This window comes from Roseovarius amoyensis (genome assembly GCF_003260265.1).
Taxonomy (GTDB): Bacteria; Pseudomonadota; Alphaproteobacteria; order Rhodobacterales; family Rhodobacteraceae; genus Roseovarius; species Roseovarius amoyensis.
Map to the genome: position 1 here is coordinate 343497 of NZ_QITQ01000002.1, position 18593 is coordinate 362089.

An 18593-nucleotide genomic window follows, 5' to 3' on the forward strand; every position below is an offset into this window, starting at 1 on the left:
GCGGTGTCAGACGGATGCGCACCAGTCTCACCAAGGGCAGGATGTCTTTGTCACGAAGCTTTCGAGCACCTCGCCCTCGTGATCGACCGAGCGCCACAGGTAGTGGGTCTCGCGCTCCAAAGCCTTCAGCTTCTCGGCCATCTCGGTCGTGATGCCGCCGCGATCACCGCGATCCACCTCGGCCTTCTTGACCCACTCGTTCAGCGTCTGCGGCGCGCAACCGATCTTCGCAGAAATCGACAGGATCGCCGACCAGCGGCTCTCATGCTGCCCGGGATTGTCCAAAACCAAGCGAACGGCACGCTCGCGCACTTCGGGGGAATACTTGTTCGTCGTCTTGCTCATGATGCTCCATCCTACTCAGGAGTTGGAGCCTCCGGCAAACCCGGCGCGGTTCAGTCCGACGCCCTACGATTACGGAATGATCAGGTCGATGACGGGACAATTTGGGGCGTGCGCGGCAAGACAGGCGAAGAAGTCGCGATTCCGGTCAGCCCGACCCTTCAAGCAGCGCTCGACCGCATGCCAAGCCACGACGCCGAAACCGTGCTTTCCAATTCGCGCGGTGAGGCGTGGACCTACAACGGCTTTTCGACTGTTTGGCACCGCTTCAAAACCGCCCTTGAGAATGAAGACCTTATCGAAAAAGGCCTGACCCTCAAGGGCTTGCGGCACACGGTTGCCACGACTTTGCACGAGGCGGGGCTGGATGAACGCCGCATCGCGGACCTTCTGGGGCAGAAAACACCGTCCATGGCGCGGCACTATTCACGGTCAGCGAACCTTGCCGACAAGAACCGTGCGACCATGGCGACACTGGAAGAAGAGAACCGAAGGCGGGCCGAAAGTGTCAAACCTTCGCAGAAAAGCGTCAAACCTAACCGAAACGAGGATCAGTCATGAGCAGAAAACACAATTATATCAGCTTTTTAAATGGTGCCCGGGGGCGGAATCGAACCACCGACACGAGGATTTTCAATCCACTGCTCTACCCCTGAGCTACCCGGGCACGGGTTCAACGGTCTGGGCCGTTCGGGTGCAGGCGTTCTAGGCGAGCTTCGTGAGTGTGTCCAGAGGGAATCTGGCCGTTTTTCAGTGTGTTTCGGGGTTGTTTCTGCTCAACTCTTCGGCGGCGCGTTCGCTATCTTCGGGATCGCGCGAAGGCAGCGCGTAATCGCCTCGCAGCCATTTGCCCAGGTCGACGTCGGCGCAGCGTTTGGAGCAGAACGGGCGAAAGCGATGGACTGTCTCCTTGCTGCAGACGGGGCAGGTCATTTCAGCACCTCCCGGATCGGCACGCGCTCGCGCTTGCGCTGCAGCTCAAAGTGGCCCAAGGGCGTCCAGCCCACGGCTGTGGTTTCAATGGAATCGCGGCGCAGGGCGGCCTTGAGGGCGGTTTCGAAACCGCGACGGTCCTTTTTGGCCATCGGCGCGAGGTCGAGCGTGATCTGCCCGCCAAGCCCCCGCAGCCGCAACTGGCGCGGCAGTTCGCGCGCCGCGGCGATATTGGCCTTGAGCCCCGCCGCGGGCGAGGTGTCGCCGCCGGTGTTGATGTCGACCGCGACCAGGGCGCGGGTTGGCTCCACAACGATGCTGCCGCCGCCGGGCAGGGGGCTTTCGGGGTTGCGCAGGGCCTCGATCGCGTCGGTGACGCCGTGATCGGCGAATGCGCCCGGCTCCTGCACCAGCGTGGCGGGCACGGTCCAGTCGCGCCAGGCCAGGGCATGGGGGCCGTCGCCATCAACCAGTTTTTCGGGCGGGCCTTCGGCATCGCCCAGAACCTGTGTCGCCAGTTCCGCCATCGCGCGGATGTCCTCGGCGATGGCGTCCTCGTCGGCGTCGGCGGCGGCCGAGCGCAGGATCAGCCCGGTCTTCACACCATCAAGCGTGGCATGGGCGATTTCCAGCAGCCGGTCACGCATGTCGTCGTCGCGGATCTGGCGCGAGACGTTGATGCCCGGCGCGCCGGGGGTGACGATGGCATAGCGGCTTTTGAACAGCAGCTTTGCCGTCACCGGCAGCGCCTTGCCGGGTTCGGCATGGCCCGTGACCTGCACCAGCAGCGGGGCGCCGGGTGACAGCCCCCTGGTCTGGCGTAGAAAGGCCGTGCCATCGGGGGTGTCGAGGAACATCCCGCCCTGGCCCTTGGCCGGACGGCCGATCCGGGCGCGGTAGATGGTGCCGGGGCGCGGCCCGGCGCAGTCGATCAGCAGATCGTTCAGGCGGCCGTCCTCGATCAGCGCCGCCGCCTCGTGCCCCTGGATCGTATCAAGTGCAATAACCGCGCCCTTCATGTGCTTGCCTTCCACATCGGATAGCCGGCGGCGTGCAACAGTCCGGCGGTTTCGCACAAGGGCAACCCGACCACGGCGGTGAACGACCCCTCGATCCACGGTATCAGCGCGCTGGCCGGACCCTGGATGCCGTAGCCGCCGGCCTTGCCCCGCCAGTCGCCGGTGGCGAGGTAGGCCGCGATTTCGGCATCGGACAGGCGTTTCATCCTGACCGCGGTCATGACGCAGCGCTGCAATATCCGTTCGCCACGGCGAATGGCGACGGCGGTGATGACGCGGTGCCGCCGGCCCGACATCAGGCGCAGAAAAGCCTCGGCCTCGGCCGCGTCGGCGGGTTTGCCCAGGATGCGCCGGCCGACCGCGACGGTGGTATCGGCGCACAGCACGATGTCGTCGGCGTCGGCCTCGACCGCCTCTGCCTTGGCCCTGGCCATGCGGATGCAATAGGGGCGGGGCAGTTCGCCACGTTCGGGGGTTTCGTCGATCTCGGGCGGGCGAACGGCATCGGCCACGACACCGATCTGCGCCAGCAGCTCGCGCCGGCGCGGGCTGGCCGATCCGAGGATCAGTTTCATCCGGGCTGTAATCGCTTACTTGAAGCGATAATTGATCCGACCCTTGGTCAGATCGTAGGGGGTCATCTCGACCTGCACCTTGTCGCCTGCAAGAACACGGATGCGGTTCTTGCGCATCTTGCCTGCCGTGTGCGCGATGATCTCATGGCCGTTTTCAAGCTCGACCCGGAACGTCGCGTTGGGCAGGAGTTCTTTCACGACACCGGGAAATTCGAGCGTATCTTCCTTGGCCATGGTCTCTCCTTCATTGGCTATTCCGCCAGGTTGCGGAACGCAGCTTACATGCTCCCATTCGCCGTGTTTTTCAAGGGCTTTGTCAACGCAGCGGTTCGGCCGTGACATGGCTGTCGCGCCCTTTCTGTTCGCCCCAGTGGGCCTGGCCCAGAACGTGACCATTGGCGCGCACATGGGCAATAGCGGCAAGGTCGGCCTCGCCATACGTCCAGCCGGGTTGCGATAGCTGCCCCTCGGCCAGGATGCCTGTCGGTGCAAAGCCGGTGTCGGGCGGGCCAAAAATGCCGCCGCGGCCGGTGTTTTCGTCCACATGGGGGCACCACGCGGCGGGGCCTGTGATCGAGGACATGACCGTCACGCACTGGCCTTCCAGCGCGCGGGCCATGGCACCGATGCGTACCCTGGAATAGCCGGCCAGCGCCTCGGTGCAGGACGGCACCAGAATGATGTCGGCATCCCGCAACGACCTGCCAAGCAAGGGAAATTCGGAATCGTAGCAGATCAAGATACCGATCTTTCCCAGCGCAGTGTCGAACAGCCGCAGGGGCCCGCCCGGCACCGCGCGCATGGTGTCGCGTTCATAGCGGGTCATGATCTGCTTATCCTGTACGCCCATCGCGCCGGTGGGCGTGAACAGCCGCGCGCGGTTGACGGGCCGGGGGCCGAACGCCGGGTCATAGACCGGGGCCGAGGCGGCGCAGATGTGAACGCCGTGGCGCGCGGCCAGATCGGCATGCAGGGCATCGGCGTCGCCGATCCGGTCGGACACGGCGCGCATGCCGGCCTCGTTGTCGGCGGCGGTATTGGGGCCGGCCAGCATCGCCAGTTCCATCGCGGCATATTCGGGAAAGAGCAGCAGTTGCGCGCCGTTGCCGGCGGCCTCGGCCACCCAGTCGCCGATCTTGCCGGAATAGTCGGCCCAGTTTTTGTGCGCGTCGAGCGGATAGGCGGCGGTGGCGATCTTCATGGCGTTACGCTGCGGCGGAGGGCGTCACCCCTTGCAGCTATTCACGCAGAAAAGATCGTAGAGTAATTCGAGCACCTTACGCGCGCGGTCGTCGGCGAGACTGTAATAGATCGTCTTGCCCTCGCGCCGGGGCACGACGAGCCCCTCGGACCGCAGGCGCGACAACTGTTGCGACACTGCCGCCTGGCGCGCCGAAAGCAGGCGTTCCAGTTCGCCCACCGATTTCTCGCCCGTGACGAGGTGACACAGAATCATCATCCGTCCCTCGTGGCTGATCGCCTTGAGAAAATCGGCGGCTTGCTGCGCGTTTTCAGACATGCTGAGGTGGTCTACGGGACCAGGTTCGGTTTTCAATGCGTAAGGTGACATCTGCGACGGTTCCATCCAATTCCGATAGTATCTAGTACCAAAAGCCTCAGGTTGCAAAAGCTGCAGACGCAAATAGGTACGAAAAATGCAGAATTTGTGGCACTCGGGCTGTGGCAACACGGTTGCGAGGCCGCGCCGCGGCGCCGGATAACCCGGCGGCCCTTGCAGCCCCCCGTACACGACACTAAGACTCTGGCAAGACCTCGAACGTAACGCTCGGACAGATCAATCAGGCAGGCGGATGATGCAGCACCCCTATGACGTTTACATGAACACGCTGGTGCCGATGGTGGTCGAACAGACCAGCCGCGGCGAACGCGCCTACGACATCTTCTCGCGCCTTCTGAAAGAGCGCATCATTTTCCTCAGCGGTCCGGTGCATGACGGCATGTCGAGCCTGGTCGTGGCGCAACTGCTGCATCTTGAGGCGGAAAACCCCAAGAAGGAAATCAGCATGTACATCAACAGCCCCGGTGGCGTCGTCACCTCGGGACTGTCGATCTACGACACCATGCAGTACATCAAGCCCAAGGTCAGCACGCTGGTGATCGGCCAAGCGGCAAGCATGGGCTCGCTGCTGCTGGCGGCCGGGGCCAAGGACATGCGGTTTTCCCTGCCCAACAGCCGAATCATGGTGCACCAGCCCTCGGGCGGGTACCAGGGCCAGGCCACCGACATCATGATTCACGCCGAGGAAACGCTGAAACTCAAGCGGCGGCTGAACGAGATCTACGTCAAGCATACCGGCCAGACGCTGAAAAAGGTCGAAGAGGCGCTGGAGCGTGACTATTTTCTCGATCCGTCCGAGGCCAAGGCTTGGGGCCTGATCGACGAAATCGTCGAGAACCGGGCGCCGGAGCCAGACGAATAAGGCCGGCACAGCGGCAACACGGGTGGGGCATCCGCGGTCAATTTTCACATTGAGGTGCCCGGGATGCTGCCCTAAGCTGACCGGAAAAGCATGAGGACGACAGGCGCCGGCGCACCCCGGCGCGGGGCCAGGGCCCGAAAGGTAAATGATGGCGAACAGCTCAGGCAGCGACAGCAAGAACACCCTCTACTGCAGTTTCTGCGGCAAGAGCCAGCACGAGGTGCGAAAGCTGATCGCGGGACCGACCGTGTTCATCTGCGACGAGTGCGTCGAACTGTGCATGGACATCATCCGCGAGGAAACCAAGAGCGCCGGCATCCGCTCGGGCGAGGGTGTGCCGACCCCGCGCGAAATCTGCGACGTGCTGGACGACTACGTGATCGGCCAGTCGATGGCCAAGCGGGTGCTGTCGGTGGCGGTCCACAACCACTACAAGCGGCTCAACCATTCCGGCAAGGCCGGCGAGATCGAGCTGCAGAAATCGAACATCCTGCTGATCGGCCCCACCGGCTGTGGCAAGACGCTGCTGGCGCAGACGCTGGCGCGCATCCTCGACGTGCCGTTCACCATGGCCGACGCCACCACCCTGACCGAGGCCGGGTATGTCGGCGAGGATGTGGAGAACATCATTCTCAAGCTGCTGCAATCGTCGGAATACAACGTCGAACGCGCGCAGCGCGGCATCGTCTATATCGACGAGGTCGACAAGATCACCCGCAAGTCGGAAAATCCCTCGATCACCCGCGACGTGTCGGGCGAGGGGGTTCAGCAGGCGCTGCTGAAGCTGATGGAGGGCACGGTTGCCTCGGTCCCGCCGCAAGGCGGGCGCAAGCATCCGCAGCAGGAATTCCTGCAGGTTGACACCACGAACATCCTGTTCATCTGCGGCGGCGCCTTTGCCGGGCTCGACAAGATCATTGCGCAGCGTGGCAAGGGCAGCGCGATGGGCTTTGGCGCCGATGTGCGCGACGTAGACGAACGCGGCGTGGGCGAGATCTTTACCGATCTGGAGCCCGAAGACCTGCTGAAATTCGGCCTTATCCCCGAATTCGTCGGTCGTCTGCCGGTAATCGCCACGCTGGAGGACCTGGACGAGGACGCGCTGGTCACCATCCTGACCCAGCCCAAGAACGCGCTGGTCAAGCAGTATCAGCGCCTCTTCGAGCTGGAAAATGTATCGCTGTCCTTTACCGATGATGCGCTCAAGGCCATCGCCAAGCGGGCGATCCAGCGCAAGACCGGTGCGCGTGGGCTGCGTTCGATCCTCGAGGATATCCTGCTCAACACCATGTTCGACCTGCCCGGAATGGAAAACGTCGAAGAGGTTGTGGTCAACGAAGAGGCGGTGACATCGGACGCCGCGCCGCTGATGATCTATGCCGACGCCAAGAAGGAAGGCGCCAGCGCCTGACAGGCCGTGACCGGGTGTGCGGTGGGCGGATACACCCGGATGCGGCGCCGTCGCACTGGACCTTTGCCGCCCGATGCGCCATATCGGGGTCAACGATCACCGGAGGGTTTTCATGGGGCTTCTCAACACGCTGCTGCGCGCCGTGACTTGGTGGAACGGGGCCACGCTCAACACCCAGTTCTATACCTGGCGCAAGGGCGTCCGGGTGGGCGAGGACGCCGAGGGTAACGTCTTTTACCGCGACCGCGACGACAAGCGGCGCTGGGTCATCTTCAACGGTGAGGCCGAGGCGAGCCGCATCAGCCCCGACTGGCACGGATGGCTGCATCACACCTTTGACGAAGTGCCAAGCAAAACCCCGCTGCCGCACAAGCCCTGGGAAAAGCCGCACGAGGAAAACCTTACCGGGACGGCGATGGCCTATGCCCCGGCAGGGTCGATCCGGCGGGTTCAACCGGTGGAGCGGCGCGATTACGAGGCGTGGCAACCGGAATGACGCCGCGCGCCACGAGGATGGCTTAGGCTATGTCCACTGAACAGACGACCGAGGTTCTTGTCGGCACCGCCGTTCTGGCGATCGCGGTCGGGTTCATGGTGTATGCCGGGCAGGTCACCGGCTTTTCCGGCGGGCAAAAGGAATATCCGCTGCACGCCAGTTTCCGCAGCGCCGATGGCGTGACGGTGGGCACCGATGTGCGCATGGCCGGGGTCAAGGTGGGCCGCGTGACCAACATTGAACTCGACCCCCAGACCTATCGCGCGGCAACCAGGTTTTCGGTGCGCGAGGGCATCGACGTGCCGGATGACAGTGCAGTTGCGATCTCGTCAGAGGGGCTGCTGGGCGGCAACTACGTCGAGATACTGCCGGGCGGTTCGCCCTTTTCCCTTTCGTCCGGCGACGAGATCGAATTCACTCAGGGCTCGGTCAGCCTGGTCGGGCTGCTGATGAAATTTGTCACCGGAGACGAAGAGGCGGCAGCGGAATGATCAGGGCGGCTGCCGGGGTGTTGCTGGCCGCGGTGTTGCCGCTGGTCGCCGCCGCGCAGGAGGCCGAGGTCACTCAGGGCACCGGCGCGCTGCTGCGCGGGCTGGACAAGGTCAATGCCAGCGTCACCGATATGGACCTTGCAACCGGGGCGCAGGCCAGTTTCGGCCGCCTGACGGTGCGGCTGGATGAATGCCGTTATCCCGCCGACGACCCGGCAGGCGAGGCGTATGCCTTTCTGACCATTACCGACACCGCCACCGGAGATGAGCTGTTCTCTGGCTGGATGCTGGCCTCGTCCCCGGCGCTGAACGCGATGGAACATCCCCGTTATGACGTCTGGGTTCTGCGCTGCAAGACCGACTGAGCCGACGGGTCGAACGGGCGCGCATTGACCGAGGCGGGTTTTGCCAGCGCCGCGCGCAAGCGCCGGCGATAGATGGCGCGTGAAACCTCTACCGCGCCGAGCGAGGCCAGGTGCGGGGTAATGAACTGGGTGTCGAACAATTCGAAACCGCAGCGCCACAGATGATCGGTAAGATGCGCCAGGGCCAGTTTCGAGGCATCGGTACGGCGTGAAAACATGCTTTCGCCAAAGAATGCCGCCCCTATTGCCACGCCGTAAACCCCGCCCGCCAACGCGCCATCTTGCCAGATTTCCAGCGAATGGGCATGGCCGCTGGTGTGCAACTCGCCATACAGCCGGGCGATTTCGTCGTTGATCCACGTTTCGCGGCGGTCGGCGCAACCAGCGACAACGGCGTCGAAATCGGCGTTCAGAGTCGCCTGATAGCCGCCGCACCGGATGCGGCGGGCCAGCGAGCGCGAAATGTGGAAACCGTCAAGCGGCAGGATGCCCCGGCAGCGCGGATCGACCCAGAAGATCTCTGCCGAATCGCGCGATTCCGCCATGGGAAAGATGCCCGCCGCATAGGCCGACAGCAGCAGTCGGGGCGTAAGGGGGGGCGTGTCGTCTTTCACCGGTGGAGTCCGGTCACTGGCAGGATCGGCCAAGGGAAAACGCCGGCGCGGCGGGACAAAGCACGCCGCCGAAACCCAAAGCTCATCCTTGCAGGTTGGTTTCCAGCCATGTCTCCAGCCAGTGGATGTTGTAGTCGCCCGTCTGGATCGCTTCTTCCTGCAAGAGCGCATGAAAAAGCGGAACCGTGGTATCGACCCCGTCTACGATCAACTCGCCCAGCGCGCGGTTGAGCCGCGACAGCGCCGTTTTCCGGTCGCTGCCGTGCACGATCAGCTTGGCAATCAGAGAATCGTAATAGGGCGGGATCATGTAGCCGTCGTAAAGCGCCGAATCCATCCGCACGCCCAGCCCGCCGGGGGCGTGAAACTGCGTGATCCGCCCCGGCCGGGGCGAGAAATCCGGCAGCTTCTCGGCGTTGATGCGCACCTCGATGGCGTGGCCGTTGATTTTCAGGTCGTCCTGGGTAAACGACATCGGCAGCCCTTCGGCCACGCGGATCTGTTCGCGTACCAGGTCGATGCCGAAAATCGCCTCGGTCACCGGGTGTTCGACCTGCAGGCGGGTGTTCATCTCGATGAAATAGAACTCGCCATCCTCGTACAGGAATTCGACGGTGCCCGCGCCAGCATAGTTTATCCGGGAAACGGCATTGGCACAGATGGCGCCGATACGTTCGCGTTCCTCGTCGGTGATGCAGGGGCCTGGCGCCTCTTCCAGCACCTTCTGGTGGCGACGCTGGAGCGAGCAGTCGCGCTCGCCCAAGTGCACCGCGTTGCCCTTGCCGTCACCGAAAACCTGGATTTCGATATGACGGGGGCGGCCGAGATATTTCTCGATATAGACATCGGGGTTTCCAAAGGCGGCCTTGGCCTCGGAGCGGGCGGTCAGGAAGGCGCGTTCCAGCTCTTCCTCGGAGCGGGCAACCTTCATCCCCCGGCCGCCGCCGCCGGCAGTGGCCTTGACGATGATGGGATAGCCGATCTCGGCGCACAGCGCCTTGGCCTCGGCCAGGTCGGACACACCGCCCTCGGAGCCCGGCACGCAGGGCACGCCGAGGTCGCGCATGGTTTCCTTGGCGGTGATCTTGTCGCCCATGATGCGGATGTGTTCCGCCCGCGGGCCGATGAATGCGATGTCATGATCCTCGACGATCTGCACGAAATTCGCGTTCTCGGACAGAAAACCATAGCCCGGATGGATCGCCTGCGCGCCTGTCACCTCGCAGGCGGCGATGATCGACGGGATCGAAAGATAGCTGTCGGACGACGGGGCAGGGCCGATGCAGACCGATTCGTCGGCCATGCGCACGTGCATCGCGTCGGTGTCGGCGGTGGAATGCACCGCTACTGACCGAATACCCATCTCGCGCGCGGCGCGGATGACACGCAGCGCGATCTCGCCACGGTTGGCCACGAGGATCTTGTCGAACATGGCGCGGCCTACTCGACGATCATCAGCGGGGCGCCGTATTCGACTGCCGCGCCATCCTCGACCAGGATGCGGCGCACGGTGCCGGCGCGCGGGGCGGCGATGTGGTTCATCGTCTTCATCGCCTCGACGATCAGCAGGGTGTCGCCTTCGGCGACCTGGTCGCCCACCGAAACGAATGGGGGCGAGCCCGGCTCGGCCTGCATGTAGACGGTGCCGACCATGGGTGAGGTGACGGCGCCGGGGTGATGGGCTGGATCCTCTGCCGTCTCAGCAGCGGCGGGGGCGGCGCCGGGTGCTGCCGGTGCGGCAGCGGATGCCGTCTGGGCCGCAGCGGGCGCCTGGGCTATGACCTGTGTCGTCACCTCCTGCCGGCGGCTGACGCGGACGTTCAGGCTGTCGTTTTCGCCATAGTCGCGCTTGACCTGCAATTCGGTCAGGTCGTTATCGTTAAGCAGTTCCGCCAGTGCGCGGATAAAGTCTACATCATCGTCGTGGGATTTTTTGGGCATTGCAGTCCTCGACCAGCAGCGAGTGTCGTCGCCTCGCGGTTCGGGCCGCTTATATGCCATGCGGTGAGACAAGAAAAGCGGTGCATTTTCCATCCCGCCACAGATCGTGATCGCGGGCCTGCCCTTGTCATCGCGGGCTCTGGGCGCTAGATGGGCGTTCTTGCGGTCGCAGCCTACCCGCATCAACAAAACAAGGGTTCGAAGTCATGAATACCATTGTCATCTGTTCGGGCGGGCTCGATTCGGTCACGCTTGCACACAAGGTCGCAGCCCAGGGCAGGCTGGGCGGCCTCTTGTCGTTCGACTATGGACAGCGGCATGTGAAAGAGCTGGAAAGCGCCGCTGCATGTGCTGCGCGGCTGGGCGTGGGGCACGAGGTGATCGACATCTCCGGCGTGGGGCGGATGCTGTCCGGCTCGGCCCTGACCGACGAGGTCGCGGTACCTGACGGCCACTATGCCGAAGAGACGATGAAGCTGACGATCGTGCCCAACCGTAACGCCATCATGCTGACGGTGGCGTTCGGTCTGGCGGCTGCACGCAAGGCCCGCGCGGTGGCGGTGGCGGTGCATGGCGGTGATCATTTCATCTATCCCGACTGTCGCCCCGGTTTCATCGACGCGTTCCAAAGGATGCAGGATGAGGCGCTGCAGGGCGTGGCCGAAATCACGCTGGAGGCGCCGTTCGTGCAGCTTTCCAAGGCTGATATCGTCACCGAGGGTGCCCGCAACGGCACCCCCTTTGCCGAAACGTGGTCGTGCTACAAGGGTGGCGTGCGCCATTGCGGGCGCTGTGGCACCTGTGTCGAGCGGCGCGAAGCGTTCGACCTTGCCGGGGTGGACGACCCGACGGACTATGACGACCCGAACTACTGGCTGCAGGCAGTGGGGCGGGGCTGATGTACCGGATTACCAAGGAATTTGCGTTCTCCGCCTCGCACCAGCTCAAGGGGCTGGCCGAGGGGCACCCCTGTGCCCGGCTGCACGGGCACAACTATGTGGTGGTTGTTGAACTTGCGGGTGAGGCGCTCGATCAATACGGGTTTGTGCGCGACTACCACCAGTTGGCGCCGCTCAAGGCCTATATCGACGACCAGCTTGATCACCGGCACCTGAACGACGTGCTTGGCGACGGTTGCGTGACGGCTGAACGTCTGGCACGCCATCTTTACGACTGGTGCGCCGCGCGCTGGCCCGAAACCAGCGCCGTGCGTGTCAGCGAAACCCCCAAGACATGGGCGGAATACCGGCCGTGAGGGATGCGATCCGCATCTCGGAGATTTTCGGGCCGACCATCCAGGGCGAGGGGGCGCTGATCGGCCGGCCGACCGTGTTCGTGCGCACCGGTGGCTGCGATTTCCGCTGTTCGTGGTGCGACAGCCTGCACGCGGTCGATGCGGCCTATCGTGATACATGGGTGCCGATGAGCGTGGGCACGGTGCTGGACGAGGTTGAACGCCTGTCGGGCGGTGTGCCGGTGCTGGTAACGCTGTCGGGCGGCAACCCCGCTATTCAGCCGCTGGGACCGCTGATCGCAGCAGGGCGGGACAGGGGCCACGGCTTCGCGATGGAAACGCAGGGCAGCGTGATGCGGGACTGGTTTCGCGATCTCGACATGCTGGTGCTGTCGCCCAAGCCGCCGTCGAGCGGGATGGAAACCGACTGGGCCACCGTCGCGGCCTGTGTCGATGCGGCCGGGCAGGCGGAGACCGTGCTCAAGATCGTGGTTTTCGACGAGGTCGATTACGGCTGGGCGCGGGATGCGGCGGCGCGGTTTCCCGGTCTGCCGGTCTGTCTGCAACCAGGCAACCACACCCCGCCACCGCCCGACGATGACAGCGCCACGGTCGATCAGGCGGGAATCGACGAACGTATGCGCTGGCTGGTCGACCGGGTGATGCAGGACCGCTGGTTTTCCGTGCGGGTGCTGCCGCAGCTGCATGTCATGCTGTGGGGCAACAAGCGCGGCGTTTGAGGAGAAGCGAGATGAGCGACAAGGACATCTATCAGGGGCTCACGCAGCTGGGCGGCGCGACGCGCCTGCCGCAAGACCCCGACGAGGCAGAGCTGGAAAGGGTGGAAAACCCGCAGGCGGACGTGGCCTATAACGTGCGCTTTACCGCGCCGGAATTCACCTCGCTCTGCCCGATGACGGGGCAGCCGGACTTTGCCCATTTGGTGATCGACTACGTGCCGGGAAAGTGGCTGGTGGAATCCAAGTCGCTCAAGCTGTATCTGGGCAGTTTCCGCAATCACGGCGCCTTTCACGAGGATTGCACCATCTCCATCGCCCGCCGGCTGGCAGATTTCCTGGAGCCGCAATGGCTGCGGATCGGCGGATACTGGTATCCGCGCGGCGGCATTCCCATCGACGTGTTCTGGCAGACGGGACCCATGCCCGAGGGGGTATGGATCCCCGACCAGGGGGTGCCGCCCTATCGCGGGCGGGGCTGAGGTAAGTCCGGCCCGGCCTTACTAGCAGGGGCCGCTGCGATAACGGCCGTCGCCGGTGGCATAGGCACAGGTGTTGTCGGCAGTGTTGCGCGCCACCAGCGTGCCCGCGGCAGCCCCTGCGAGCGTCGAGACCACGACCCAGTTGCTGTTGGCGTCGAATGCCTTGGCGGTCAGGAAACCCAGCCCGCCACCGATCAGCGCACCGCCGGCCTGGCGTTCTTCGTAAGGGGAAAGGCATCCTGCCAGCGTCAACGCGGCGGTACAGGCCAATGCGATTGCGGGTATTTTCATCATGTCCTCCAGATTGTCGCGGGCCGGCTATCGGTCGGCCCGTCGCGTTTTCTGTATCACGGCGCGGGTGTCGCCGCCTTAATCGAGGTCAACCCCGCCCCGCGCCGGCAGAACCTTGCCGCTGTCGCGCGGTAAGGTGCGGTCAGGCGCAAACGTCCTTGCCGTCCTCGACAGGGCGGCAGGGGGTGCCGGGCGCCATCAGCGTGTTGGCCACCATCGCCGGCCGGCCGGTCGGTGTGGCGGGTGGCGGGTGGCGCGCAACAGGATCGTGTCGCCGGGCATACCCAGCACCCCCAGCAACAGCAGCCACGGGAAACCCTGCCCCACGGTGTCGGGCAGGTGCGAATACGCCCGAAACGATCCGCCATGAAAAAGGCCGGTGCACTGCGCACCGGCCAGGGAGGTTGCGACGGGCCGCGCGGGCCCGACACGAAAGAAGCCTCAGCGATTCATGCGGTTGTCGATCAGCTCGTCGACCACGCCGGGATCGGCCAGCGTCGAGGTGTCGCCAAGCGCGCCATAGTCGTTTTCCGCGATCTTGCGCAGGATGCGGCGCATGATCTTGCCCGAACGCGTCTTGGGCAGGCCCGGCGCCCACTGGATCAGGTCGGGGCTGGCGATCGGGCCGATTTCCTGGCGCACCCAGTCGCGCAGTTCCTTGAGCAGTTTCTCTGACGGTTCCTCGCCGGCCATCAGGGTGACATAGCAATAGATGCCCTGGCCCTTGATGTCGTGGGGGTAGCCCACAACCGCGGCCTCAGACACCTTCGGGTGCGCGACCAGCGCCGACTCGACCTCGGCCGTGCCCATGCGGTGACCCGAGACGTTGATCACGTCGTCGACCCGGCCGGTGATCCAGTAATCGCCGTCCTCGTCGCGCCGGCAGCCGTCGCCTGAGAAGTAATAACCCTTGTAGTCGGCAAAATAGGTCTTTTCGAACCGTGCGTGATCGCCCCAGACGCTGCGCATCTGGCCAGGCCAGCTGTCCTTGATGCACAGCACACCCTCGGCCGGGTTGGTGGTGATCTCTTCACCCGTCTGCGGGTCGAGCACGACTGGCTGCACGCCGAAAAACGGCTTCTGGCCGGCGCCGGGCTTCAGCGTGTGGGCGCCGGGCAGCGGGGTGATCATGTGGCCGCCGGTCTCGGTCTGCCACCAGGTATCGACGATCGGCACTTTGCCCTTGCCGACGATGGTATGATACCACTCCCACGCCTCGGGGTTGATCGGTTCGCCGACCGTGCCCAGCAGCTTGATGCTGGAAAGGTCGCATTTCTCGACATAGTCGTTGCCCTGACCCATCAACGCGCGGATCGCGGTGGGCGCGGTGTAGAACTGGTTGACCTTGTGCTTGTCGCACACCTGCCAAAAACGCGAGGCGTCGGGCCAGGTCGGCACGCCCTCGAACATCAGCGTCGTGGCGCCGTTGGCAAGGGGCCCATAGACGATATAGCTGTGCCCGGTGACCCAGCCGACATCGGCCGTACACCAGTAGACGTCGCCGTCATGGTAGTCGAAGACGATTTCGTGCGACATCGCCACGTACAGCAGATAACCGCCGGTGGTGTGCACCACGCCCTTGGGCGCACCGGTGGAACCGGATGTGTAGAGGATGAAAAGCGGGTCCTCGGCGTTCATCGCTTCGGGTTCGCACTTGTCCGATGCGGCCTCCATCAGCGGGCCATAGGCGTGATCGCGTCCGTCCTTCATCGGCACGTCCGCGCCGGTGCGCGCCACCACCAGGGTCTGCACGTCGCCGGAGATCGCCAGCGCCTTGTCGACATTTACCTTGAGCGCGGTGGCGCGGCCGCCGCGGGGGGCCTGGTCGGCGGTGACCAGCAGCTTGGCCTCGCAGCCCTTGACGCGGGCGGCCAGCGCCTCGGGCGAAAAGCCGGCAAAGACGATCGAGTGGATGGCGCCGATGCGGGCGCAGGCCAGCATGGCATAGGCGGCCTCGGGGATCATCGGCATGTACAGGACAACGCGGTCGCCCTTGCCGACGCCCAGCTGCTTGTAGACATTGGCCAGCTTGTTCACCTGCTTCGACAGTTCGGAATAGGTGACGTGCAGGGCCTCGGCGTTGGGGTCGTCGGGTTCCCAGATGATGGCCGTCTGGTCGCCGCGGCTGGCAAGGTGCCGGTCGACGCAGTTGGCGGCGATATTCAGCTGGCCATCCTCGAACCACTTGATCGAGACATTGCCCAACTCGAAACTGACATCCCTGACCTTGGAAAAGGGCTTGATCCAGTCGATCCGCTTGGCCTGTTCCTTCCAGAAGGTTTCCGGCTGGTTCACCGAAGCGGCGTACATCTCTTCGTACTTCGCTGCGTCAACATGGGCATTGGCGGCGAATTCCGGGCTGGGGGGATATGTCTTGTGTTCGGTCATGTCGGACCCTTGCTATGTCGTGTTCCATCAAGTTCCATCGGCCTGTCCTGCAGGCACGATGCGAAGGCATGCCAGCGCCGGCCGGCCTCAGATGGCCAGATACTCGGCGCGCAGCTCGTCGTTTTCCAAAACCTCCTCCGCGGTGCCGTCGAATACGATGCCACCAGTATCAAGGATAACAGCGCGATCAGCTAGTTCCAAGGCGCGCACGGCGTTCTGCTCGACGATGATCGTGGTCATCCCCTGCTCCTTGATCACGCGCAGGGTCTTTTCGATCTCGTCGACGATCACGGGGGCGAGCCCCTCATAGGGTTCGTCCAGCAGCAGCACCTTGATGTCGCGGGCCAGCGCCCGGGCCACCGCCAGCATCTGCTGTTCGCCGCCCGACAGCGTCACGCCCTCCTGCTTGCGCCGTTCGCCGAGGCGGGGAAACAGCTCGTACAGGCGGTCGATGCTCCAGCCGATGGGCGGTGCGATCTGGGCCAGTTCCAGGTTTTCCTCGACCGTCAGGCCGGGAATGATGCGCCGGTCCTCGGGCACCAGGCCGATGCCAGCCTGGGCCGCCTGGTGGCTGCTCATCTTGTGCAGCGGCTGGTGATCCAGCCAGATTTCGCCGTGCAGCACCTGGGGGTCGTTCATCCGCGCGATCGAGCGCAGCGTCGTGGTCTTGCCGGCGCCGTTGCGGCCCAGCAGCGCCAGGATCTCGCCCTCGTGCACATTGAAGCTGATGTTCTGGACGATATAGCTTTCGCCATAATAGGACTGCATTTCCCACACCGACAGGAATGCCGGCGAAGTCTCGGCGTAATTGTGACCCTTCGAGAAGTCGGGTTTGACGTTCATCGGTTCTCTCCTTCTCTCACGCCGATTCGCCAAGATACGCTTCGCGCACCTTGGGGTGACCCTTGATCTTGTCGGGCGTGTCCTCGACCAGCGGCGAACCCTGCGCCAGCACGGTGATGCGCTGGGCCAGGCTGAACACCACGTGCATGTCATGCTCGATGATCGCGATGGTGATATCGCGCTCGTCATGGATCTGCTTGAGCAGGTCGATGGTGTTGTTGGTGTCGGCCCGCGCCATGCCGGCGGTGGGTTCGTCCAAGAGCAGCAGGCGCGGGTTCTGCGCTAGGCACATGCCGATTTCCAGCCGCCGCTTGTCACCGCGCGACATCGAGGCGGAATGGAAATGCCGCTTGTCCGCCATGTTCAGGCTTTCGAGCATCTCTCCGGCCTGTTCGAGAACCTCCTTTTCGTTCACCGAGCTTTCCAGCGCACGCATGCGAAAGGCGCCGTCGCGCTTGGCAAAGATGGGGATCATCATGTTTTCCAGCACCGTCAGATCGCCGAAAATCTCTGGCGTCTGAAAGACGCGGCTGATGCCCATCTGGTTGATCTCGTAGGGCTTGCGCCCCAAGACCGACTGCCCGTCGAACAGGACCGATCCCGTATCGGGGGCCAGCTTGCCGATCAGCACGTTGAGCAGCGTCGACTTGCCCGCGCCGTTGGGGCCGATGATGGCGTGGACGGAGTTTTCCTCCACGCTCAGGTTGACGTCACCCAGCGCCTGCAGACCGCCGAACCGCTTGTTGACGTTCTTGACCTCAAGAATTCCCATGGTCCGGTCTCCTTATTCCGCTGGGGTGGACTGGGTGGCTTTTTCGGCGTCGTCCTTGCCGGACTTGCGGCGGAACAGACGCCCGATGCGTTGGCCACCCTCGACCAAGCCGCCGGGCAGGAAGATCACCACCAGCATGAACAGGATACCCAGCGTCAGGTGCCAGCCCTTGCCGATGAACGGGTGCAGGATAGCGACGATGAAATCCTCCAACCCGTCGGGCAGAAAGGCGAACCAGCCATGCAGCACGTTGTCGTTGATCTTCGAAAAGATGTTCTCGAAGTACTTGATGAACCCCGCACCCAAGATCGGGCCGATCAGCGTGCCGGTGCCGCCGAGGATGGCCATGAGCACCACCTCGCCGCTTGCCGTCCACTGCATCCGTTCGGCCCCGGCCAGCGGATCGACCGCCGCCATCAGCCCGCCGGCCAGCCCGGCATACATGCCCGAGATGACAAAGGCCGCCAGCGCATAGGGGCGCGCGTTGAGCCCGGTATAAGTCATGCGGGTCTGGTTGGATTTGATCGCGCGCAGCATCATGCCGAACGGCGAACGGAAGATCCGCATCGACAGGTAGAACATGATCAGCAGCAGCGCCGCGCAGACATAGTAGCCGGCGTTGAAGTTGAAGTCCCAGGCGCCGACGCTCATCTCGTAGTTGGCTCGCATGGACAGGCCGAAGAGGTGGGGCAGGTTGGGCAGGTGGTCGCCGTGGAACATCTGCGGATCGTCGGCATAGACCTGCAGCCCGGTCTCACCGTTGGTCAGGTTGAACTTGGGGTTCGACAGCACCGAATAGGCCAGCGCAAAGGACATCTGCGCAAAGGCCAGCGTCAGGATCGAAAAATAGATGCCCGAGCGCCGCAGGCTGATAAAGCCGATGGCCAGCGCGAAGATGGCGCCGATCACGACGCTGAACAGGATCGCCGGCACAACGTTGTAGGTGAAGAGCTTGAATATCCACACCGCCGCGTATGAGCCGACCCCGAGAAAGGCGGCGTGACCAAAGCTGAGATACCCGGTCAGGCCAAAGAGGATGTTGAACCCGATCACGAAGATGCCGAAGATCGCAAAGCGCTGCATCAGGTCGGGATAGCCCGCGTTGAATTGCGCCAGCCCGCTGTCGGTCGGAAACGGGTTCAGAATGAACGGCGCCAGGAGTGCCAGCGCGGCGACGATCACGAGAAGGGTGGTGTCTCTGCCGTTAAGTCCCAGCAT

General features: G+C 63.9%; 24 protein-coding genes, 1 tRNA gene and 2 pseudogenes. 10 read left to right on the forward strand and 17 right to left on the reverse strand.

The window, feature by feature from the left end; translation table 11 throughout:
- Positions 1-96 precede the first annotated feature (96 nt).
- A pseudogene (locus DL899_RS03655) lies at positions 97-345 on the reverse strand (transposase); the annotation flags it as partial.
- Here DL899_RS03655 and DL899_RS03660 point away from each other — a divergent pair.
- Positions 265-903 carry a tyrosine-type recombinase/integrase gene (locus DL899_RS03660; protein WP_162685492.1) on the forward strand — a complete coding sequence of 213 codons (639 nt, stop codon included), beginning with the start codon at positions 265-267 and terminating at the stop codon, positions 901-903. The pseudogene DL899_RS03655 and the gene DL899_RS03660 sit on opposite strands and share 81 nt — an antisense overlap.
- A gap of 31 nt (positions 904-934) precedes the next feature.
- Here DL899_RS03660 and DL899_RS03665 read toward each other — a convergent pair.
- From DL899_RS03665 to DL899_RS03695, 7 genes are all read right to left on the reverse strand, one after another.
- Positions 935-1009, reverse strand: a tRNA-Phe gene (locus tag DL899_RS03665).
- 83 nt (positions 1010-1092) lie between these two features.
- Positions 1093-1275 carry a DNA gyrase inhibitor YacG gene (locus tag DL899_RS03670; protein WP_111732494.1) on the reverse strand — a complete coding sequence of 61 codons (183 nt, stop codon included), beginning with the start codon at positions 1273-1275 and terminating at the stop codon, positions 1093-1095.
- Positions 1272-2294 (reverse strand): ribonuclease E/G, encoded by a 1023-nt coding sequence (locus DL899_RS03675; RefSeq protein ID WP_111732496.1) that lies wholly within the window; start codon positions 2292-2294, stop codon positions 1272-1274. Before DL899_RS03675 ends, DL899_RS03670 begins: the two co-directional genes overlap by 4 nt.
- Positions 2291-2869: a Maf family protein gene (locus DL899_RS03680; RefSeq protein ID WP_111732498.1), complete on the reverse strand. Its 579-nt coding sequence runs from the start codon at positions 2867-2869 to the stop codon at positions 2291-2293. The genes DL899_RS03675 and DL899_RS03680 overlap by 4 nt, the downstream gene beginning before the upstream one ends.
- A 15-nt stretch (positions 2870-2884) precedes the next feature.
- Positions 2885-3103, reverse strand: a complete 219-nt coding sequence (infA, locus tag DL899_RS03685) for a translation initiation factor IF-1 (RefSeq protein WP_005978431.1) — start codon at positions 3101-3103, stop codon at positions 2885-2887.
- A gap of 82 nt (positions 3104-3185) precedes the next feature.
- A complete protein-coding gene (locus DL899_RS03690; RefSeq protein ID WP_111732501.1) occupies positions 3186-4070 on the reverse strand; it encodes a carbon-nitrogen hydrolase family protein in 885 nt (294 codons plus the stop codon).
- A 24-nt stretch (positions 4071-4094) separates the two neighbouring features.
- Entirely contained in the window at positions 4095-4388 is a 294-nt protein-coding gene (locus DL899_RS03695; RefSeq protein ID WP_239494585.1) for an ArsR/SmtB family transcription factor, read from the reverse strand.
- A 295-nt stretch (positions 4389-4683) separates the two neighbouring features.
- On the opposite strand from DL899_RS03695, the gene DL899_RS03700 reads away from it, so the two are divergent.
- The 5 genes from DL899_RS03700 to DL899_RS03720 all read left to right on the forward strand — a co-directional run bounded on the left by DL899_RS03700 (position 4684) and on the right by DL899_RS03720 (position 8073).
- A complete protein-coding gene (locus DL899_RS03700; RefSeq protein ID WP_111732627.1) occupies positions 4684-5310 on the forward strand; it encodes an ATP-dependent Clp protease proteolytic subunit in 627 nt (208 codons plus the stop codon).
- A 148-nt stretch (positions 5311-5458) separates the two neighbouring features.
- Complete coding sequence (gene clpX / locus DL899_RS03705; protein ID WP_111732629.1) at positions 5459-6721, forward strand: ATP-dependent Clp protease ATP-binding subunit ClpX; 1263 nt, start codon at positions 5459-5461, stop codon at positions 6719-6721.
- Between the two features lie 112 nt (positions 6722-6833).
- Complete coding sequence (locus DL899_RS03710; protein ID WP_111732631.1) at positions 6834-7217, forward strand: NADH:ubiquinone oxidoreductase subunit NDUFA12; 384 nt, start codon at positions 6834-6836, stop codon at positions 7215-7217.
- 29 nt (positions 7218-7246) lie between these two features.
- The gene (mlaD, locus tag DL899_RS03715) at positions 7247-7708 is read left to right on the forward strand and encodes an outer membrane lipid asymmetry maintenance protein MlaD (RefSeq protein WP_111732503.1); all 462 of its coding nucleotides are present in this window, start codon (positions 7247-7249) and stop codon (positions 7706-7708) included.
- A complete protein-coding gene (locus DL899_RS03720) occupies positions 7705-8073 on the forward strand; it encodes a DUF2155 domain-containing protein (protein ID WP_111732505.1) in 369 nt (122 codons plus the stop codon). The genes mlaD and DL899_RS03720 overlap by 4 nt, the downstream gene beginning before the upstream one ends.
- Here the strand turns inward: DL899_RS03720 and aat are convergent.
- The 3 genes from aat to accB all read right to left on the reverse strand — a co-directional run bounded on the left by aat (position 8037) and on the right by accB (position 10628).
- On the reverse strand, positions 8037-8618 hold the full coding sequence (gene aat, locus DL899_RS03725; RefSeq protein ID WP_239494591.1) for a leucyl/phenylalanyl-tRNA--protein transferase: 582 nt from the start codon (positions 8616-8618) through the stop codon (positions 8037-8039). The two genes, DL899_RS03720 and aat, sit on opposite strands and share 37 nt — an antisense overlap.
- Before the next feature lie 151 nt (positions 8619-8769).
- Complete coding sequence (gene accC / locus DL899_RS03730; RefSeq protein ID WP_111732509.1) at positions 8770-10119, reverse strand: acetyl-CoA carboxylase biotin carboxylase subunit; 1350 nt, start codon at positions 10117-10119, stop codon at positions 8770-8772.
- A gap of 8 nt (positions 10120-10127) precedes the next feature.
- A complete protein-coding gene (gene accB, locus DL899_RS03735) occupies positions 10128-10628 on the reverse strand; it encodes an acetyl-CoA carboxylase biotin carboxyl carrier protein (RefSeq protein WP_111732511.1) in 501 nt (166 codons plus the stop codon).
- Positions 10629-10834: 206 nt separating this feature from the next.
- Here accB and queC point away from each other — a divergent pair, with 206 nt between their 5' ends.
- The 4 genes from queC to queF are packed head-to-tail and all read left to right on the forward strand — an operon-like array spanning position 10835 to position 13081.
- Positions 10835-11527 (forward strand): 7-cyano-7-deazaguanine synthase QueC, encoded by a 693-nt coding sequence (queC, locus tag DL899_RS03740; protein ID WP_111732513.1) that lies wholly within the window; start codon positions 10835-10837, stop codon positions 11525-11527.
- The gene (gene queD, locus DL899_RS03745; RefSeq protein WP_111732515.1) at positions 11527-11883 is read left to right on the forward strand and encodes a 6-carboxytetrahydropterin synthase QueD; all 357 of its coding nucleotides are present in this window, start codon (positions 11527-11529) and stop codon (positions 11881-11883) included. Before queC ends, queD begins: the two co-directional genes overlap by 1 nt.
- On the forward strand, positions 11862-12602 hold the full coding sequence (gene queE, locus DL899_RS03750; RefSeq protein WP_111732517.1) for a 7-carboxy-7-deazaguanine synthase QueE: 741 nt from the start codon (positions 11862-11864) through the stop codon (positions 12600-12602). Before queD ends, queE begins: the two co-directional genes overlap by 22 nt.
- Before the next feature lie 11 nt (positions 12603-12613).
- Positions 12614-13081, forward strand: a complete 468-nt coding sequence (gene queF, locus DL899_RS03755; RefSeq protein WP_111732519.1) for a preQ(1) synthase — start codon at positions 12614-12616, stop codon at positions 13079-13081.
- Positions 13082-13102: 21 nt separating this feature from the next.
- Here queF and DL899_RS03760 read toward each other — a convergent pair whose 3' ends face one another.
- The 6 genes and pseudogenes from DL899_RS03760 to DL899_RS03780 form a co-directional block, all read right to left on the reverse strand.
- Positions 13103-13375, reverse strand: coding sequence for a YgdI/YgdR family lipoprotein (locus tag DL899_RS03760; protein WP_239494587.1), 273 nt, complete (start codon positions 13373-13375; stop codon positions 13103-13105).
- A 438-nt stretch (positions 13376-13813) separates the two neighbouring features.
- Positions 13814-15760 carry an acetate--CoA ligase gene (gene acs / locus DL899_RS03765; RefSeq protein ID WP_111732521.1) on the reverse strand — a complete coding sequence of 649 codons (1947 nt, stop codon included), beginning with the start codon at positions 15758-15760 and terminating at the stop codon, positions 13814-13816.
- An 87-nt stretch (positions 15761-15847) separates the two neighbouring features.
- A complete protein-coding gene (locus tag DL899_RS03770) occupies positions 15848-16603 on the reverse strand; it encodes an ABC transporter ATP-binding protein (RefSeq protein WP_111732523.1) in 756 nt (251 codons plus the stop codon).
- Between the two features lie 16 nt (positions 16604-16619).
- Positions 16620-16931, reverse strand: coding sequence for an ABC transporter ATP-binding protein C-terminal domain-containing protein (locus DL899_RS20190; RefSeq protein WP_420820947.1), 312 nt, complete (start codon positions 16929-16931; stop codon positions 16620-16622).
- Positions 16905-17273, reverse strand: a pseudogene (locus tag DL899_RS20195) (ATP-binding cassette domain-containing protein); the annotation flags it as partial. The pseudogene DL899_RS20195 and the gene DL899_RS20190, both read right to left, overlap by 27 nt.
- 114 nt (positions 17274-17387) lie before the next feature.
- The gene (locus tag DL899_RS03780; protein ID WP_111732527.1) at positions 17388-18593 is read right to left on the reverse strand and encodes a branched-chain amino acid ABC transporter permease; all 1206 of its coding nucleotides are present in this window, start codon (positions 18591-18593) and stop codon (positions 17388-17390) included.

Excerpts from the sequence above, each read along its gene's own strand:
- accC (WP_111732509.1), bottom strand. The coding sequence starts at position 10,119 with ATGTTCGACAAGATCCTCGTGGCCAACCGTGGCGAGATCGCGCTGCGT.
- DL899_RS03780 (WP_111732527.1), bottom strand. The coding sequence starts at position 18,593 with ATGCTGGGACTTAACGGCAGAGACACCACCCTTCTCGTGATCGTCGCC.
- clpX (WP_111732629.1), top strand. The coding sequence starts at position 5,459 with ATGGCGAACAGCTCAGGCAGCGACAGCAAGAACACCCTCTACTGCAGT.
- DL899_RS20190 (WP_420820947.1), bottom strand. The coding sequence starts at position 16,931 with ATGTCGCGCGGTGACAAGCGGCGGCTGGAAATCGGCATGTGCCTAGCG.
- DL899_RS03710 (WP_111732631.1), top strand. The coding sequence starts at position 6,834 with ATGGGGCTTCTCAACACGCTGCTGCGCGCCGTGACTTGGTGGAACGGG.
- DL899_RS03760 (WP_239494587.1), bottom strand. The coding sequence starts at position 13,375 with ATGATGAAAATACCCGCAATCGCATTGGCCTGTACCGCCGCGTTGACG.
- DL899_RS03720 (WP_111732505.1), top strand. The coding sequence starts at position 7,705 with ATGATCAGGGCGGCTGCCGGGGTGTTGCTGGCCGCGGTGTTGCCGCTG.
- infA (WP_005978431.1), bottom strand. The coding sequence starts at position 3,103 with ATGGCCAAGGAAGATACGCTCGAATTTCCCGGTGTCGTGAAAGAACTC.
- aat (WP_239494591.1), bottom strand. The coding sequence starts at position 8,618 with ATGGCGGAATCGCGCGATTCGGCAGAGATCTTCTGGGTCGATCCGCGC.
- DL899_RS03700 (WP_111732627.1), top strand. The coding sequence starts at position 4,684 with ATGCAGCACCCCTATGACGTTTACATGAACACGCTGGTGCCGATGGTG.
- queF (WP_111732519.1), top strand. The coding sequence starts at position 12,614 with ATGAGCGACAAGGACATCTATCAGGGGCTCACGCAGCTGGGCGGCGCG.
- DL899_RS03670 (WP_111732494.1), bottom strand. The coding sequence starts at position 1,275 with ATGACCTGCCCCGTCTGCAGCAAGGAGACAGTCCATCGCTTTCGCCCG.
- DL899_RS03680 (WP_111732498.1), bottom strand. The coding sequence starts at position 2,869 with ATGAAACTGATCCTCGGATCGGCCAGCCCGCGCCGGCGCGAGCTGCTG.
- DL899_RS03660 (WP_162685492.1), top strand. The coding sequence starts at position 265 with ATGCTGCCCGGGATTGTCCAAAACCAAGCGAACGGCACGCTCGCGCAC.
- mlaD (WP_111732503.1), top strand. The coding sequence starts at position 7,247 with ATGTCCACTGAACAGACGACCGAGGTTCTTGTCGGCACCGCCGTTCTG.
- queC (WP_111732513.1), top strand. The coding sequence starts at position 10,835 with ATGAATACCATTGTCATCTGTTCGGGCGGGCTCGATTCGGTCACGCTT.
- accB (WP_111732511.1), bottom strand. The coding sequence starts at position 10,628 with ATGCCCAAAAAATCCCACGACGATGATGTAGACTTTATCCGCGCACTG.
- queD (WP_111732515.1), top strand. The coding sequence starts at position 11,527 with ATGTACCGGATTACCAAGGAATTTGCGTTCTCCGCCTCGCACCAGCTC.
- DL899_RS03675 (WP_111732496.1), bottom strand. The coding sequence starts at position 2,294 with ATGAAGGGCGCGGTTATTGCACTTGATACGATCCAGGGGCACGAGGCG.
- queE (WP_111732517.1), top strand. The coding sequence starts at position 11,862 with ATGGGCGGAATACCGGCCGTGAGGGATGCGATCCGCATCTCGGAGATT.
- DL899_RS03770 (WP_111732523.1), bottom strand. The coding sequence starts at position 16,603 with ATGAACGTCAAACCCGACTTCTCGAAGGGTCACAATTACGCCGAGACT.
- DL899_RS03690 (WP_111732501.1), bottom strand. The coding sequence starts at position 4,070 with ATGAAGATCGCCACCGCCGCCTATCCGCTCGACGCGCACAAAAACTGG.
- DL899_RS03695 (WP_239494585.1), bottom strand. The coding sequence starts at position 4,388 with ATGTCTGAAAACGCGCAGCAAGCCGCCGATTTTCTCAAGGCGATCAGC.
- acs (WP_111732521.1), bottom strand. The coding sequence starts at position 15,760 with ATGACCGAACACAAGACATATCCCCCCAGCCCGGAATTCGCCGCCAAT.